This window comes from Luteimonas flava (assembly GCF_036584485.1).
In the GTDB taxonomy this organism is placed as follows: domain Bacteria; phylum Pseudomonadota; class Gammaproteobacteria; order Xanthomonadales; family Xanthomonadaceae; genus Luteimonas; species Luteimonas flava.
On the sequence record NZ_JAZHBM010000002.1, the window covers coordinates 1055728 to 1071739 of the forward strand.

Annotated in this window: 13 protein-coding genes; 9 read left to right on the top strand and 4 right to left on the bottom strand. The window is 68.1% G+C overall.

Annotated elements, in window-relative coordinates:
* The first annotated feature begins 28 nt into the window (after nt 1-28).
* From V3391_RS11800 to V3391_RS11815, 4 genes are all read left to right on the top strand, one after another.
* On the top strand, nt 29-811 hold the full coding sequence (locus V3391_RS11800; RefSeq protein WP_332078597.1) for an RNA methyltransferase: 783 nt from the start codon (nt 29-31) through the stop codon (nt 809-811).
* Nucleotides 812-882: 71 nt separating this feature from the next.
* The gene (locus tag V3391_RS11805) at nt 883-1812 is read left to right on the top strand and encodes a phosphate/phosphite/phosphonate ABC transporter substrate-binding protein (RefSeq protein WP_425497242.1); all 930 of its coding nucleotides are present in this window, start codon (nt 883-885) and stop codon (nt 1810-1812) included.
* Nucleotides 1809-3941: a putative bifunctional diguanylate cyclase/phosphodiesterase gene (locus V3391_RS11810; protein ID WP_332078598.1), complete on the top strand. Its 2133-nt coding sequence runs from the start codon at nt 1809-1811 to the stop codon at nt 3939-3941. The genes V3391_RS11805 and V3391_RS11810 overlap by 4 nt, the downstream gene beginning before the upstream one ends.
* A gap of 841 nt (nt 3942-4782) precedes the next feature.
* Nucleotides 4783-5064: a hypothetical protein gene (locus V3391_RS11815; protein ID WP_332078599.1), complete on the top strand. Its 282-nt coding sequence runs from the start codon at nt 4783-4785 to the stop codon at nt 5062-5064.
* Between the two features lie 14 nt (nt 5065-5078).
* Here V3391_RS11815 and V3391_RS11820 read toward each other — a convergent pair whose 3' ends face one another.
* Both V3391_RS11820 and V3391_RS11825 read right to left on the bottom strand, forming a co-directional pair.
* On the bottom strand, nt 5079-5708 hold the full coding sequence (locus V3391_RS11820; RefSeq protein WP_332078600.1) for an exopolysaccharide biosynthesis protein: 630 nt from the start codon (nt 5706-5708) through the stop codon (nt 5079-5081).
* Entirely contained in the window at nt 5698-7011 is a 1314-nt protein-coding gene (locus tag V3391_RS11825) for a hemolysin family protein (RefSeq protein WP_332078601.1), read from the bottom strand. Before V3391_RS11825 ends, V3391_RS11820 begins: the two co-directional genes overlap by 11 nt.
* Before the next feature lie 267 nt (nt 7012-7278).
* Here V3391_RS11825 and V3391_RS11830 point away from each other — a divergent pair, with 267 nt between their 5' ends.
* The 4 genes from V3391_RS11830 to V3391_RS11845 all read left to right on the top strand — a co-directional run bounded on the left by V3391_RS11830 (nt 7279) and on the right by V3391_RS11845 (nt 10144).
* On the top strand, nt 7279-7905 hold the full coding sequence (locus V3391_RS11830; RefSeq protein ID WP_332078602.1) for a DUF47 domain-containing protein: 627 nt from the start codon (nt 7279-7281) through the stop codon (nt 7903-7905).
* Between the two features lie 13 nt (nt 7906-7918).
* Entirely contained in the window at nt 7919-9046 is a 1128-nt protein-coding gene (locus tag V3391_RS11835; RefSeq protein ID WP_332078603.1) for an inorganic phosphate transporter, read from the top strand.
* 30 nt (nt 9047-9076) lie between these two features.
* Nucleotides 9077-9427 (top strand): MGMT family protein, encoded by a 351-nt coding sequence (locus V3391_RS11840; protein WP_332078604.1) that lies wholly within the window; start codon nt 9077-9079, stop codon nt 9425-9427.
* A gap of 63 nt (nt 9428-9490) precedes the next feature.
* Nucleotides 9491-10144 carry a rhomboid family intramembrane serine protease gene (locus tag V3391_RS11845; protein WP_332078605.1) on the top strand — a complete coding sequence of 218 codons (654 nt, stop codon included), beginning with the start codon at nt 9491-9493 and terminating at the stop codon, nt 10142-10144.
* 178 nt (nt 10145-10322) lie between these two features.
* Here the strand turns inward: V3391_RS11845 and V3391_RS11850 are convergent, their stop codons facing one another.
* Entirely contained in the window at nt 10323-12347 is a 2025-nt protein-coding gene (locus V3391_RS11850) for a M13 family metallopeptidase (RefSeq protein ID WP_332078606.1), read from the bottom strand.
* Nucleotides 12348-12726: 379 nt separating this feature from the next.
* On the bottom strand, nt 12727-14814 hold the full coding sequence (locus tag V3391_RS11855) for a M13 family metallopeptidase (protein ID WP_332078745.1): 2088 nt from the start codon (nt 14812-14814) through the stop codon (nt 12727-12729).
* A 278-nt stretch (nt 14815-15092) separates the two neighbouring features.
* Here V3391_RS11855 and V3391_RS11860 point away from each other — a divergent pair, with 278 nt between their 5' ends.
* Nucleotides 15093-16004: an ABC transporter ATP-binding protein gene (locus V3391_RS11860; protein WP_332078607.1), complete on the top strand. Its 912-nt coding sequence runs from the start codon at nt 15093-15095 to the stop codon at nt 16002-16004.
* The last annotated feature ends 8 nt before the right edge of the window (nt 16005-16012 follow it).

Genomic DNA, 16012 nt, shown 5'->3' on the forward strand with positions numbered 1-16012 from the left:
GCAAGCGCCCCTGAATCCAGAGTCCGGCATGGACATCGTCGCCGCGGACGGCCCTGCCGCCCGTATCCGCATCGTGCTCGTCGGCACCCAGCACCCCGGCAACATCGGCTCCGCCGCCCGCGCCATCAAGACGATGGGCCTGCACCGGCTGGTGCTGGTGGCGCCGCAGAAATATCCGCACAACGAGGCCGACATGATGGCCGCCGGCGCCGAGGACGTGCTCAATGCCGCGGTCGAAGTGGCGACGCTGGCCGAGGCCGTGGCCGACTGCCGGCTGGTGCTCGGTTGCACCGCGCGCAGCCGTCGCGTGCAGCTGCGCGAGCTGCGGCCGCGCGATGCCGCCGCGTCCGTGCATGCGGAAGCCGCGGCCGGTGGCGAGGTCGCGCTGGTGTTCGGCCGCGAGCGCACCGGACTGGAGAACGAGGAGCTGCAGCTGTGCCACGCCGCAGTGCACATCCCGGCCAATCCCGACTACAGCTCGCTGAATCTGGCCGCGGCCGTGCAGGTGTTGAGTTACGAAGTGCGGCTGGCGCTGCTGGGCGAGGGCGGCGAGGTCACGCCCGCCGCCATCGCGCCGGTGAATCCGGACGCGGTGCCGCATGCCGAACTCGAAGGGTTCTTCGGCCAGCTGGGCGATACGCTCGAGGACATCGATTTCCACAAGGGTCGGGCGCCGGAGTCGGCGATGCGCAAGCTGCGGCGGCTGTTCGTGCGCACCGGGCTGGACCAGAAGGAAGTCCGGCTGCTGCGCGGCATCCTCGCCGATGCCCAGCGCATGGCCCGGATCGCCCGCGACCGCGGCGACGGCTGAGCCGCGGCGTCTGTTGCCGGCGAATGGCTTCCGCTAGGCTTGCCGCTTCGCTCACGCCTTCCGGACCCGCCTTGGACCCGCGTCACTTCCTTCGACGGCTCCTGTCGGGTGTGCTGCTGGCGCTACTGGCAGTTGCGTTGCCGCTGCAGGCGGCCGAGCCGCGCAACGTGCTGGTGCTCGGGCGCATCAGCGACGATCCCAAGGCGCACTACGAACAGCTCAAGCCGCTGCTCGACTACGTCGTCGCGCGCATGGGCGATGTCGGCATCACCGAAGGCCGCGTGCTGATGGCGCGCGACGTGCAGCAGATGCAGAGCTATCTGCGGCGCGGCCGCGTGGACTGGGTCACCGAGACCGCCAGCGGCGCGACCCTGCTCGAAGCGCGCGCCGGCGCGACGCCGCTGCTGCTGACCGAGCGCAACGGCGTCAGTCACTATCACACGGTCTATTTCGCACGTCGCGACAGCGGCATCCAGTCGCTCGACGATCTGCGCGGTCGCAGCATCGTGTTCCAGAACCGGCAGTCGACCAGTGCCTACTTCGTGCCCGCGACCGAGATGCTCGCCCGCGGCATGAAGCTGGAGATCCTGCTGTCGCCGCGCGACCAGCCCGAGCCGGATTCGGTCGGCTATCTGTTCGCGCGCTCGGAGCTCAACATGTCCTCATGGGTGCACAAGCACCTCGTCGACGCCGGTGCGATGAGCAACCTCGACTGGGACAGCGACCGGCGCGTGCCGCCATCGTTCAAGCGCGATTTCGTGATCTTCCGCGAGAGCGCGCCGTTCCCGCGCGCGATCGAGATCGTGCGGGGCGATCTGGACGCACGCGTGACCGCGCGTCTGCGCGAAGTGCTGATCGAGGCCAGCCAGGATCCCGCCGCCGTCGATGCCTTGCGCGAGTTCTTCCGCACCACCGCGTTCCTGCCGATGGATGCCGCCACCCGCGCGGAACTCGACATCCTGCGCACCGGTGCGTTGCGCGTCGTGGCGGACGTCGAATGAGACTGCGCACCGGCCTGCAGGCCATGTTCCTGGCGCTGGCAGGCGCCGCCGTGCTCGTCGGCCTCGTCGCGGTGGCGCTGGTGCTGCAGCAGCAGGACCAGGCGCAGAGGCAGATCCTGGCGCTGAGCCAGCGCTCGATGCACGCGCTCGCGTCGCAGCGTCTGCTGCTGCGCGGCGAGGCGGTGTCGGCGCAGGTCGCCGACGGGCTGGTCAATCCGCTGTACTACTTCGACCTCGAGGCCATCGGCGCGGCGGTCGGCAACGTCTTGCGCCAGCCCGACGTCAGCTACGTGATCGTCTACGACGCCGACGGCAACATCGTCCACGACGGCAGCCGTGACATCGAGCGCTACGGCCAGCGCATGGACGATCCGTTCGCGCTGGAGGTCGTCGCCGCGACTGGCCAGCACATGCAGAGCGACGGCAAGCTGCTCGACGTGTCGATGCCGATCCGCATCGGCGACCAGCGGCTGGGTGGCGTGCGCATCGGCTATTCGCTGGCGACGGCGAAGCAGGACGAGGACGCGATGGTCGCGACGATGCAGGCGCGTCTCGACGAGATCGCGCGGCGTCATCTGGTCGCCGTCGGCCTGCTGCTGGTCGTGCTGGTGGCGCTCGGCGCGCTCGTCGCGGCGATGCTGCAACGGCGGCTCGTGCGCCCGGTGCGCGAGCTGGCCGATGCCGCGCAGCGCATCGAGGCGGGGCATTACGACGTGGTGGTGCCCGCGGACGCGCGTCAGGATGAAATCGGCGATCTGGTCCGTGCCTTCGATCGCATGCGCGACAGCATCGCGCGCCACGATCGCGACATCCGCCGCATGGCCTATACCGATTCGCTGACCGGACTGGCCAACCGGCTCGCGCTGCGCGAGACGCTGGACCAGCGTCTGCTGGAAATGCAGGGCGCCGCCGGACGCCTCGCGTTGCTGTTCGCCGACGTCGACGATTTCAAACGCGTCAACGACACGCTGGGCCACGACGCCGGCGACGAGGCGCTGATCCAGTTCACCGCGCGCATCGACGCCGCGGTGCGCGAGTTCGATGTCGCCGACGCATTGCTGGCGCGCTTCGGCGGCGACGAGTTCGTGGTGCTGCTGCAGCTGCCCGAGGCGAGCGCCGCCGACCTGCGCACCGTCGCCGGCGAACTGGCGGACCGTCTGGTGGCGGAGGTCGCACGCCCGATCGAAGTCGAAGGCCGCCGCGTATTCCTCGGCATCTCGATCGGCATCACCGTGTTTCCCGACGACGCCACCAGCGCCGCGATGCTGCTCAAGAACGGCGACATCGCGATGTACCAGGCCAAGCTGGCCGGCAAGAACTGCCACCGCTTCTACAGTCTGGCGATGGACCAGGCGGTTGAGCGCCGCATGCACATGGAACACGAACTGCGCGGCGCCTGGGATCGCGGCGAACTGAGCCTGGCCTACCAGCCGGTGTTCCGCATGGGCGATAAGACGCTGGTCGGTGTCGAAGCCCTGCTGCGCTGGCAGCACCCCGAGTTCGGCAGCGTCGCGCCGCCGGTATTCATCGACGTCGCCGAGCAGAGCGGCCTGATCGACATCATCGGCCCGCAGGTGCTGCACGCCGCCTGCGTCGAAGCGCGCGCCTGGCAGCAGCGATATCCCGCCGCGGCCGATCTGTTCGTCGCGGTCAACGTGTCGCCACGCCAGCTGCGCGGCGCGGCATTCGCCGTCGAGGTCGAAGCGGCATTGCGCGAGTCGGGTCTGTCACCACGCCATCTGCATCTCGAACTCACCGAGACCGCGGTCATCGGCGACGAAGCCCGCATCGGCCAGCTGCTGAGCGCATTGCGCGCACTCGGCGTCAAGATCTGGCTCGACGATTTCGGCACCGGCTTCTCCGGCCTGAGCCACCTGCGCCGGGTGCCTGTCGACGGCGTCAAGATCGACCGCAGCTTCGTCGCCGACGTACTGCGCGATCCCGACGATCTGGCGTTGACGACGGCGATCATTTCGATGGCGCACTCGATCGGGATCACCGTGGTTGCCGAAGGCGTGGAGAAGGAAGGCCAGTTCGAAGTCCTGCGCGATCGCGGTTGCGATCTGGGACAGGGGTTCTGGCTCGGGCATCCGCTGCCAGCGCGGGGGTTCGATGCGCTGTTGAGGTGAGGCTTCGTTCTGCTTCGCTTGTTTTGCTTCCGCTCCAGCGTTGCCGTTGCCGTTGCCGTTGCTCCGCTTTTGCTTCCGCCGTTGACTTCAATCGAGCCGTAAAGCGAGCCGAGCATCGCAGGGCGGCGGGGTCGAAGAGCAGCCCATGTCTGAGCGCAGCGAGTTTGGGCTGCGTGCCCCGCTGCCCGAGAAGCGCAGGGGACCGGCACGGCGCAGCCGTGTCGGATCGCGTCCGGCGAAGACGGTTTTGCTTACTTTTGCCAAGACAAAAGTAAGCCGCGCGACAGCGCGGAAGCCCTGTCTTTGATCTTCGCTCTGAGAGCAATTCGCTTGGCGATAGAAAAGTCCAACGCCAAGGCTGAGAGGCGAGAGCAAGTGCAAGGCTTTCGCCCGCTGCGCGTGCGAGTCCCTTTTGGATGGACCCAAAAGGAACCAAAAGGTCCCTTCGCCGGACGCGAGCCGGCCGGGTTACACCCGGCCGGTTCCCTGCGCTCCTCGCCTGACGCGGCACGCAGCCCAAACTCGCTGCGCTCAAACACGGGCTGCTCTTCGGCCACGCCAGGCTCCGGTGCTCGGCTCGCTCTACGGCTCGATTGAAGTCAAAAGCTGAAAGCCAAAGCCAAAGCCAAAGCCAGGGCCAGATCCCGAGCAAACGACGAAGCTGGAGCAGGGTAGAGCGCCAATCGGCACGGAACAAGGACCGGTGCTCAACGCCGTGAAGCGCCCAAGTGCTCGCGAGGCCGCAGGCGCAAGAACAAGCAGCCCGGAATCATCCACGCTACACGCCACCAGTCCCCGACAGCGATATGCTGGCCCTCCCCGAAAGCACATGGATGTCGCGATGGGTCAGTGGTCTCCAGTCGAGATGTTCTGCCTGCTGGCAGGCCTGGTCGTCTGGGCCGTCGCCAGTGTGGTGAGCGTGCGTCTGGTGCTCGCGCATCGGCGGGTGTGGCCGCCCGAGACCGTGGAGCACGGCGTGGTGCATCCCGAGTTGCCGATGCATGCACGGCTGGCGGCGCTCGATGCCCTGCTGGCGCACGGGCGCATCGGCGGCGCCGAGCATGCAGCGCGGCGGCGGGATCTGATGCTGGAGTCGGGCGCGCGGTCCCGTCAGAACGTCTGAAGACGCCGGGCCGGTCAGAAGATCCGCGCCAGCCATTCGGTAGCGGCCGTCGCCAGCGTGCCGCTGAGCACGCCGAAGAAGCCGATCGCGATGATGCCGCCGAGCCACGCCCACAGCATCAGCGCGCCGTCGCGTTCCAGCAATGCGAGCGCATAGGCCAGCAGCAGCAGGCCGAACACGTAGTTGGTGAACGGAATCGGCAGCGCCAGCAGCACGCCGAGCAGCACGAGCTGCAGGCCGGTGAACATCGCCGCGGCACGGTGGTCGAGGACGCCCGGCAGGCGCGGGCGGCTGAAGCGTTCGACGCGGCGCAGCCAGGGTTCGAGCACGGTTTCGAAGCGTTGCACCGCGCTGCGGTGCGGGCCGCGTTCGGCGATGAAGCGCGGCAGCCAGGGCTTGCGCAGACCGATCAGCAGCTGCGCGCCGACCAGCGCGACCAGCGGCCCGCCGATCGCGCCGCCGACGCCCGGAATCGGGATGAAGGCGGGCAGGGTGGCGACGAACAGCATCATGCCGAACACGCGCTTGCCCAGACCGATCAGCAGTTCGGTGAAGCGCAGCTGGTCGTCGGGATCGCCCAGCGCCATCGCGGCGAGCAGCTCACGGGTGCTGGCTTCCTCGCGCGAGGGGATCTCAGGCGTCATCGCCGCCCGCGTCCGCATCCGGAAGGCGCTGCAGCAGCAGCTTGTCGACGCGCGGGCCGTCGAGGTCGACGATCTCGATCCGCCAGCCCTGCCACTCGAAGTGCTCGGCGACGTTGGGAATGCGGCTGAAGCGCGCGATCGTCATGCCGGCCGCGGTATGGAAGATGTGCTCGTCCTCGCCCGGCAAGGGGCCGCCCCCCAGCAGTTCGCGCAGCGCGCCGGTCGGCAGTGTGCCGTCGACCAGCATCGAGCCGTCCTCGCGCTGGACCACCAGCGGCGCGGCGTCGAGGCCGCTGCTCTGGGTGCGGCCGATCACCGCTTCCATCACGTCGTTGAGCGTGACCATGCCGGTTATGTCGCCGTATTCGTCGACCACCAGCGCCAGGGATTGCTGGTTCTCGCGCAGGATCTCCAGCAGCTTCATCGCCGGCGTCGATTCGGAGACGAACAGCGGCTCGCGCAGGTACTTGAAGAGGTCGAATTCCTTCTTCTCGAGCCGGTCGATCAGCGACTTGATCTCGAGCACGCCGACCACGTCGGAATCGTTGCCCCGGAACACCGGATAGCGCGAGTAGGGCGTCTCGCGCATCTCGGCGAGGTTCTCTTCGAAGCCGGCCGAAACGTCGAGCCAGGCGATGCGCGTGCGCGGCGTCATCAGGCTTTCCGCGTCACGGTCGCCGAGCGTGAGCACCCGGTTGACCATGTTGCGCTCGTCGGCATCGATCACGCCCTGCTCGTGGCCTTCGCTGACCAGCATGCGGATCTCTTCTTCCGAGACCTGCGCCGCTTCGGTCTTGTCCAGGCGCAGCAGCTTCAGCAGCCCGCGCACGCTGGCGCTGAGCAGCCAGACCGCTGGGGTGGCGATGCGCGACAGCCAGTGCATCGGCAGGGCGACCAGGGAGGCCAGGCGCTCGGGCGCGAGCAGGGCGAGCCGCTTGGGCAGCAGTTCGCCGAAGACGATCGTCAGGAACGTGATCAGGCTCACCGCGAGCACGGTGCCGACGGTCGAGGCATACGTACCGAGGATCGGCAGGCTCGACGCGAGCCAGGTGCCGATCAGGCTGCCCAGCGCGTCGCCGCCGAGCATGCCGGTGAGCACGCCGATCGTGGTGATGCCGACCTGCACCGTCGACAGGAAGCGCTCGGGATGTTCGGCCAGTTCCAGCGCCGCGCGCGCACTGCGGTGCTCGGCGGCCATCTGTTTCAGGCGCGGTTTGCGGGACGTGACCACCGACATTTCCGACAACGCGAAGAACGCGTTGCAGGCGATCAGGGCCAGGACGATGAGGATCAGTTCGAGCATTGCCGGGGCCTCCTGCCGGATTGAGGGCGATGCAGAGCATCGGGGGAGGCGTCAGCGGTGTGCGTCGCGGGGAGCGGTCTAGAGTCGTCGTCCATGTGAAAGATGAACAGCGCAAGGGGCGCGGCGGCGACTATAGCAGGCTGCGATGTGACGACCGCCGTACACCCCGGGGCGGCCCGGGCTGGCCCGGAGTGTCATCGAACCGTCATAATCCGCGCCTTGCGCAGAGCGTCCGGTCCCGGGCGCGCGACTTCAAGGCGTCCCGGCATGTTCTCCCTGCAAACGATCTTCGGCCAAGGCAACCAGTTCTACACGCTGCTCGAGGAGGCCGCCGTGGCCGCGCACGACAGCACCGTCGCGCTGCATTCGATGCTCAAGGCGTCGGACCGCCAGCCGGCGCTGGACGCGTTCAAGCTGGCGCGCATGCGCGAGCGCGAGGCGTCGGACAAGATCAGCCAGGCGCTGGTGGACAGCTTCATCACCCCGATCGAGCGCGAGGACATCGAAGCGCTGGGCTCGGCGCTGTACAAGATTCCCAAGCAGGTCGAGAAGTTCGCCGACCGCTACTCGCTGGCGACGCGCCATCTCGAACACATCGACTTCGCGCCGCGCGCGGCGATGCTCGAGCAGGCGTCGGCGGTCGTGGTGAAGATGGTCAAGACCCTGCGCAGCATGAAGCTCGAGCCGATGAAGGCGCTCAACGACGAACTGCGCGCGCTGGAGAACGAGGCCGACCGGTTGATGCTCGAGCTCTACCGCGACATCTACTCGGGCCAGCTCGAGCCGCTGCAGATGTTCCTGCTCAAGGAGTTCTTCGAGATTCTCGAAAAGGCGATCGACCGCTGCCGCGAGGCGGGCGTGGTCGCCTACGAGATCGTGCTGAAGAACTCCTGACGGATTCCAGATCATGCTGACCCTCGTGCTGATCGTGGTCGCAACCGCGCTGGTGTTCGAATACATCAACGGGTTCCACGACACCGCCAATTCGATCGCGACCGTCGTCGCCACCAAGGTGCTGTCGCCGATGCAGGCGGTGGGCCTGGCCGCATCGATGAACCTGATCGGCGCGCTGATGGGCACGGCGGTCGCGAAGACCATTTCGTCGGGCCTGATCGACGCCGGCGTCATCGACGTGGGCTCGCAGCTGATCCTGTGCGCGCTGCTGGGCGGCATCGTCTGGAACCTGATCACCTGGTGGTGGGGCCTGCCGTCGTCGTCGTCGCACGCGTTGATCGGTGGTCTGATCGGCGCCGCGCTGGCGGCCGCGTCCAACAATCTCGACGTGGTGATCTGGTCGGAGCCGGCGCAGCCGATCTGGCACAGCGCGGGCGTGCTGTGGAAGGTCATCGTGCCGATGGTCAGTTCGCCGGTGCTGGGGTTCGCCGCGGGCTTTCTGATGATGGGCGTGCTGTTCTTCGCGATCTCGATGATGGCGCGCAGCGGCGGCGTGCTCGCGCGCATCGCGCGGCCGCGCTGGGTCAACGCGTTCTTCGGCAAGAGCCAGATCGTCTCGGCTGCCGGCATGGGCTTCGCGCACGGCATGAACGATGCGCAGAAGACCATGGGCATCGTCGCGCTCACCCTGGTCAGCGCGCAGAGCGTCGGCACGCTCGACAACCTGCCGGCCTGGCTGGCGTTCCTGCACCCCTCGGACGCCGCGCTGGCCGAAGGCGACATCGACCTGTGGATCAAGATCACCTGCGCCGTGGTCATGGCCGCCGGTACCGCCGCGGGTGGCTGGCGCATCATCAAGACGCTGGGCCACAAGCTGGTCAAGCTGCACCCGATCCACGGTTTCGCCGCCGAGACCAGTGCAGCGTCGGTGATCCTGGCCGCCTCGTCGATGGGCATTCCGGTGTCGACCACGCACAACATCTCCGCCGCGATCATGGGCGTGGGCACGGCCAAGCGCCTCAACGCCATCAAGTGGACGGTCGTCAACAAGATGATCTGGGCGTGGATCCTGACGATCCCGATGTCCGGCGGCATCGCCTACGGCCTTTTCCGGATGTTCCACCACTTCGGCTGGGTCTGATCCCGTCACGCGCCGCCGCATACTGCGGCGATGCATGACGCCCACTCGAAGGCGGACGCCCGCGCCCGCATCCTCGCCGCGATCCGCGCGGTGGCGGCCGGCCGCGTTGCCGGCTACGGACATATCGCGCGCCGCGCCGGTCTGCCCGGGCGTGCGCGGCTGGTCGCGCGGGTGCTGCGCGATCACGGCGATCCGGACCTGCCGTGGCATCGCATCGTGCGCAGTGACGGGCGCATCGCGTTCCCCGACGGCTCGCCCGGGTTCCGCGAACAGGCGCAGCGGCTACGCGCAGAGGGCGTCACCGTGACGCGTGGTCGGGTGCGGATGCCGATCGACGACACGCTCGACGCAACGCTGTGGGGCCCCGACGCACACGCCTGATCCGGCACGATCGTCTACACGTCTGCGCCGGTATCATGACGCCGGAGAAAACGAGGAGTCCGGATGTTTCCGAGGTTGCCGCTGGCCGTCAAAGTGATCCTGGCCATCAACGTGGTCGTGTTCGTGCTGCAGCTGGCGATCGGCAACGCGCTCGCGCATTTCATGCTGTGGCCGCTGGGCGGCGCGGAGGCCGGCGGGCTCGGCTTCCAGCCGTGGCAGCTGGTGACCTACGGCTTCATGCACGACCCGCGCAACATCGGGCATCTGGCGTTCAACATGCTGGCACTGGCGATGTTCGGCTCGCAGCTCGAATACACCTGGGGCACCAGGCGCTTCGTCACCTATTACCTGGTCTGCGTGATCGGCGCGGGGCTGTGCCAGCTCGGCGTGGTGACGTGGTCCCTGGCGCAGGGCGCGTTTCCGTATCCCACGCTCGGTGCGTCGGGCGGTGTGTTCGGTCTGCTGCTGGCCTACGGCGTGCTGTTTCCGAACCAGCGGCTGGTGCTGCTGTTTCCGCCGATCCCGATGCGCGCACGCACGCTGGTGATCGTCTACGGCCTGGTCGAGCTCGTGCTCGGCATCACCGGCACGCGCTCGGGCGTCGCCCATTTCGCCCACCTGGGCGGCATGCTGTTCGGCTGGCTGCTGCTGCAGCACTGGCGCGGACGTCCGCCGTTCAATCGCAGTGGCGGCAAGCGGCACGTGCGCAGGGTCTGAGGCGCCCACTTCCATCGGGTTTCGATGGGTTTCGCTTCGCGCTACCCCTCCTACGAAAGCCCAGCCGGTCGACGCACGGTCGAGCGTCAGCCGCACACATCGCCTGACGCTTCACGAAACGCCAAAAAAAATGCGCCGGACGCGCCGGCGCATTTTTCGTGTCACGCGTGGCCCCGGCTCAGCGCCAGATCCGCACCTGGTCTTCGGCCTTGCGGGTCATCGCATCGTTTGCGCCGCACTTGAAGGTTTCGGTGTAGGCCGGGAGGTTCGTCACCGGGCCGTTCGCCCGCCACTGGCCCGGCGCATGCACGCTGGTCGCGGCGCTGCGGGTCGCGGTGTCGACGGCCGACTGCTGGCGCCACAGCTGCGCCCAGCCGCGGAAGAAGGCTTCCTTGCCCGATTGCGCGAGTTCCGGGCTCGCGGTCTGCAGCGCATCCCATGCGAGTTCCACGCCGGCGAGGTCGGCGGCGTTCTCGTCGCGGGTCAGCGCGCCGTTGACCTGGGTGCCGGTCAGGCCCGGATATCCGTAGCCGTTGTACTGCGAGACGAGCTTGTCGGTGGCGGTCAGCCAGCCGGCGTCGTCGTCGGTGCTCCACCAGGTGCGCACGGTGCCGGCGCTGTCGACCAGCTTGCCCTTGATGTCGACCGCGCGGCTCAGCTCGTGGCCCACCAGTGCGCCGTAGGTGCCGTAGTGCGTGGCGGCGTCGGCAGCGACGTCGAGCACCGGCGGCTGCAGCACGGCGGCGGACACGATCAGGCGGTTCTGCGCGAGGTCGTAGGCCAGCGCCGGCGTCTGCGGCAGCACGTCCCAGCGGCGGCCGGCATTGGCCTGGCCGATGCGGCGCATTTCCTGCGCGTGGCGCCAGGTCGATGCGATCAGCATGTTGCTGCCGAAGCTGGCGCGGCCCATCGGCTGCACCGTGTAGTCGATGTCCTGCACAGGCGCGCCGATCTCGATCTTCAGCGCGGCCAGCTTGGCCTTGGCCTCGGTCTTCGCGGTCGGGGTCATCCAGGTGTTGCGCTCGATGCCGCGGCCCAGTGCATCCCGCACCTGGCCGGCGATCGTCTCGGCGCGCGCGCGGGTGGTGTCGGGCAGATACGCGGCGACGTATTCGCGCGACATCATCGGACCAGCGGCGCGGTTGATCGCGCCCAGCACCAGCTGCTGACGGCTCGGCTGCGCGGTTTCGCCGCGCAGGATGCGGCCGTGGAAATCGTATTCGGCGTCGCGGAAGCTCTTCGACAGGTACGGCGCCATCGCGTTGCCGATATGGAAGCGCAGGTACGCCTTCCACTGGTCCGGCTTGAGCGCATTGACCAGCGTGTCGAGCTGGGTGAACAGCTCGGGGTTCGCCAGCGACACCTGCGGTGCCTGCACGCTCTGCGCGGACAGGAACGTGCCCAGCTGCAGGCGGCGGTACTGCTTGTCGAGACCGGCCGTGTCGACGAGCGCGTACTGCGTGCGCGGATCGCGCAGGTCGGCCAGCGGCTTGGACACGGCGGCGATGCGACGCTCCAGATCGATCACCAGCGCGGTCTCGGCGTCGAGACGGTCTTCGGCGGTGCCGGTCAGCGCGAGGATGTTGCGCACGTACTGCGTGTACTGCGAGACGATCTGCTGCGTCTCGGCATCGCCACGGCTGTAGTACGCCGGGTCGGGCAGGCCGAGGCCACCCTGGGTGAAGTAGCCGACGTGGCGGTTGAGATCGGCCAGATCGACCTCGGCGCCGAACTCGAACAGCACCGGGATGCCGACCTGGTGCAGCGCGGCGAGTGCCGGCGCGATGTCACGCGTGCGGCGGATGCCGTCGATGCGGGCGATCAGCGGAGCGATCGGCTTGGCGCCGTCGGCTTCCACCGCGGCCTCGTCCAGGCCGCTGGCCCAGAAGTCGCCGAGCAGGCGCTGCACGTCGTTCTGCGGCGCCGTCATCGCTTTGTTGAGCAGGTCGTGCTGCTGGGTGAGCGCGAGCGCCTGCAGTTCGCCGAGTGCGGAACGCGTGCCCTGACCGGCGACGACCATGTTCGCGGCCAGCCAGTCCTTGTTGACGAAGCTGTAGAGGTCGGTACAGGCGGTGACCGGCGGCGGTCCCTTCGGGGCGGCGGCGCGGCGACGCTGGGCGTCGGCATCGGAACTCAGCCCGACCAGCAGTGCGATCGAGGCGGCGAGCAGGGCGGGGCGGGCAAGCGTGTGCTGGATCGGCATTGCGGAGTCCGTGCGGGCATGAATCGCGCAAGTCTAGCAAGCCGCGCGGTGGCAGGACGGTGCGGGATTTCGCGTTCAGGGATGTCCCGTCGCACGCGTGGTGCACGACGTGACCGCAGCCTGGTCCGTTCCGTCGATGCGCGGGCAGTTGCTGACGCACGGAAGTGCCTGCGAAACGTCGTGGCGCCGGGTACATCACGGCGTTCTAGCTACAGCCATTGCGCCGTGGGCGTCGACCCCGGATCAAGTCCAGGGCAGGTACGCTTCCGCAGGCGCAGTGTCGAAAACGACGTGCGTCGCTCGCCCTCGCGCCGTGGTCGGGACACGAAAAAGCCCGGCATCGCTGCCGGGCTTCGTCGTTACCGCGATACCGCGTGGATCACCAGATGACGACCTGCTGGTCGCCGGTGCGGACCATCGGATCGCCCGGCTTGCACGAGAACGCGGCCGCGAACGCGGGCAGGTTCGACGGCGCGCCGATCGCGCGGAAATTCGCCGGGGCGTGCGAGTCGGTCTTCAGGCGCACGTCGAGTTCCTGCGGGGTGAAGTTGCGACGCCACACGGTGGCCCAGTTGAGGAAGAAGCGCTGGTCGCGGCTCAGCCCGTCGGTCATCGGGTCGGGCGTGTCGCCGGCCGCCTTCTTCATCGCGTCGTAGGCCGTCGCCAGACCACCGAGATCGGCGATGTTCTCGCCAAGGGTGAGCTTGCCGTCGACGTGCTTGCCCGGCGCGGCCTCATACGCGTTGAACTGCGAGGTCAGGAGATCGGTGCGGCCGGTGAAGCCGGTCGAGTCGGCCTTGGTCCACCAGTTCTCGAACTTGCCGGTCGGGCCGAAGCGGCTGCCCTGGTCGTCGTAGCCGTGGGTCATCTCGTGACCGATCACCGCGCCGATGCCGCCGTAGTTGATCTCGTCCGACGCGTCGGGATCGAAGAACGGCGGCTGCAGGATCGCCGCCGGGAACACGATCTCGTTCTGCAGCGGGTTGTAGTAGGCGTTGACCGTCTGCGGCGTGATGCCCCACTCGGTCCTGTCGACCGGCTGGCCGATCTTCGACAGCATCCACTTGTAGTTGAACTCGGTCGCGGCGAGCACGTTGCCGATGTAGCTGTCGCGCGAGGTCGACAGGCCGTCCCACGCGCGCCACTTCTCGGGGTAGCCGATCTTCGGCGTGAACGAGGCCCACTTTTCCATCGCCTTGGCCTTGGTCTCGTCGCTCATCCAGGCCAGGTTCTCGATGCGCACCTTCAGCGAGTCGCTGAGGTTCTTGACCAGCGTCTCCATGCGCGCCTTGGACTCGGCCGGGAACGCGACCTGCACGTACAGCTGGCCCAGCGTTTCGCCAGCCTGGTCGTTGAGCGTGTCGAGCACGCGCTTGCCGCGCTCCTTGAGTTCCTTCTGGCCACGCAGCTTGTTGCCGTAGAAGTCGAAGTTCTCCTGCACGAACGCATCGCCCAGATACGGCGCCGCGCCGTCGACGAGGTGATAGCGCAGGTAGGCCTGCCAGTCGGCGACCGGCGTGTCGCCGAGCATCGCGCTGACTTCCTTGTGGAAGTCCGGAATCGCCAGCGAGAACTTCTCCGGCACCGCGACGCCCTGCGATTCGAAGAACGTGGTCCACGGGAAGTTCGGGCTCAGCGCATCGGCTTCCGCCGGCGTGACCGGGTTGTAGAACAGCTTCACGTCACGCGACATCTCGACGCTGGACTTGGACTTCGACGCCAGGCGCGTTTCGAACGCCAGCACCGACTTGGCCTGCGTCGCCGCATCGGCGGCCGGCACGCCGGACAGTTCGAGCATCTTCGCCACGTGGGCGACGTACTGCTCGCGCACCGGGGCCTTGTCGGCATCGGTGTAATAGCTGGTGTCGGGCAGACCCAGACCGCCCTGCATCGCGTAGGCGATGTTCATGGTCGGCACGTCGAAATCGGCCTCGGGGCCGAAGCCGAACAGGCCGCCTTCGCCGCGTGCATAGGTCTGGCGCAGGTATTCGGCAACGGCCGGGCCGTCCGCCAGCGCTTCGATCGACGCCAGGCGGTCCTTCAGCGGCTCGACGCCCTGGGCGTTGATCTTGGCTTCGTCCATGCCGGTGGCCCAGAAGTCGCCGACGATCTTCTCGACGCCGGTCGCGGCGGTATCGGCCGCGGACTGCTCGGCGAGCTGGCGCTGGATGGCGGTCGAGCGCTCGTCGAGCATCTCGAACGCGCCCCACGAGGTGCGATCGCCCGGGATGGCGTTGGCGGCGAGCCACTTGCCGTTCGCGTAGGCGTCGAAATCGGTACAGGCGTTCTTGCTGGTATCGAGATCGCCGATCTCGAAGCGGTTCACGCCGGGCAGCGTGCTCTCGTCGAGCGTCAGCTTTTTGGGCGCGGCGGCATCCGTCGCCGGCGCGGCGGCCGTGGCCGGCGGGGTGTCCTGGTCGCCCGAACAGGCGGACAGCGCCAGCACCACCGAACAGGTCAGCAGCAGGCGCTTGGGAACGAAGGCAATCACGTGGAATCTCCGAAAGGAAGGACCGCCGGGGCGACGCCCGGTGTGGGCGCACTCTACGCCTGCCCCGGAGGCGCCGGGGGTGTCGAAGGTCATGCGTGCGGCCGGGGCGCCGGGGCGCGGTCCAGGGCCCGCCGCACGTGGTTTTGCGGTTCGTGGCGATCCACCTTTCAACGGCGGGTGACGTTCGACCCATGCGCGGCTGCGTGGGACAGGCGAGGATCGCGCCATCGTGCCGATGGCACAGGGAGACGCCCATGCTCGCGATCCGTGGTCTGACCAAGACCTATGCCAATGGCGTGCGTGCCCTCGACGGCGTGACGCTCGACATCCCGCGCGGCATGTTCGGGTTGCTGGGTCCCAACGGCGCGGGCAAATCCTCGCTGATGCGCACGCTGGCGACGCTGCAATCGGCCGACAGCGGCAGCGTCACGCTCGACGGCAGCGACGGTCCGATCGACGTGCTGCGCGACAAGGATGCCGTGCGTCGCCAGCTCGGTTACCTGCCGCAGGATTTCGGCGTGTATCCCAAGGTCAGCGCGCTGGATCTGCTCGAACACTTCGCGGTGCTCAAGGGCCTGACCGATCGCAAGCAACGGCGCGAGGTCGTCGACGGCCTGCTCGCGCAGGTGAACCTGTGGGATGCGCGCAAGCGCAAGCTCGGCACGTTCTCCGGCGGCATGCGCCAGCGTTTCGGTATCGCCCAGGCGCTGCTCGGCAATCCGCGCCTGGTCATCGTCGACGAACCCACCGCCGGTCTCGATCCCGAAGAGCGCAACCGCTTCCTCAACCTGCTGGCGGCGATCGGCGAGGACGTGGTGGTGATCCTGTCGACGCATATCGTCGAAGACGTCACCGACCTGTGCCCGACGATGGCGATCATGAACCGCGGCCAGGTACTCCTGACCGGGCGCCCCAGCGACGCGATCGAGGCGCTGTCGCAGCAGGTCTGGCGCAAGCAGGTGACCAAGGAGACGCTGTCCGGCTACGAGGCCACGCATACGGTGCTGTCGACGCGGCTGGTCGCCGGCCAGCCGGTGATCCACGTGCACAGTGCGGATCGTCCGGAGGACGGTTTCGTGCAGATCGAACCGGATCTCGAAGACGTGTACTTCCAGCGCCTGCGTCTGCAGGCGCGGCAGCAGGCCACGCCTGCGCCGGTCGTCTGACCGGAGCA

Excerpts from the sequence above, each read along its gene's own strand:
- V3391_RS11800 (WP_332078597.1), top strand. The coding sequence starts at position 29 with ATGGACATCGTCGCCGCGGACGGCCCTGCCGCCCGTATCCGCATCGTG.
- V3391_RS11810 (WP_332078598.1), top strand. The coding sequence starts at position 1,809 with ATGAGACTGCGCACCGGCCTGCAGGCCATGTTCCTGGCGCTGGCAGGC.
- V3391_RS11815 (WP_332078599.1), top strand. The coding sequence starts at position 4,783 with ATGGGTCAGTGGTCTCCAGTCGAGATGTTCTGCCTGCTGGCAGGCCTG.
- V3391_RS11820 (WP_332078600.1), bottom strand. The coding sequence starts at position 5,708 with ATGACGCCTGAGATCCCCTCGCGCGAGGAAGCCAGCACCCGTGAGCTG.
- V3391_RS11825 (WP_332078601.1), bottom strand. The coding sequence starts at position 7,011 with ATGCTCGAACTGATCCTCATCGTCCTGGCCCTGATCGCCTGCAACGCG.
- V3391_RS11830 (WP_332078602.1), top strand. The coding sequence starts at position 7,279 with ATGTTCTCCCTGCAAACGATCTTCGGCCAAGGCAACCAGTTCTACACG.
- V3391_RS11835 (WP_332078603.1), top strand. The coding sequence starts at position 7,919 with ATGCTGACCCTCGTGCTGATCGTGGTCGCAACCGCGCTGGTGTTCGAA.
- V3391_RS11840 (WP_332078604.1), top strand. The coding sequence starts at position 9,077 with ATGCATGACGCCCACTCGAAGGCGGACGCCCGCGCCCGCATCCTCGCC.
- V3391_RS11845 (WP_332078605.1), top strand. The coding sequence starts at position 9,491 with ATGTTTCCGAGGTTGCCGCTGGCCGTCAAAGTGATCCTGGCCATCAAC.
- V3391_RS11850 (WP_332078606.1), bottom strand. The coding sequence starts at position 12,347 with ATGCCGATCCAGCACACGCTTGCCCGCCCCGCCCTGCTCGCCGCCTCG.
- V3391_RS11860 (WP_332078607.1), top strand. The coding sequence starts at position 15,093 with ATGCTCGCGATCCGTGGTCTGACCAAGACCTATGCCAATGGCGTGCGT.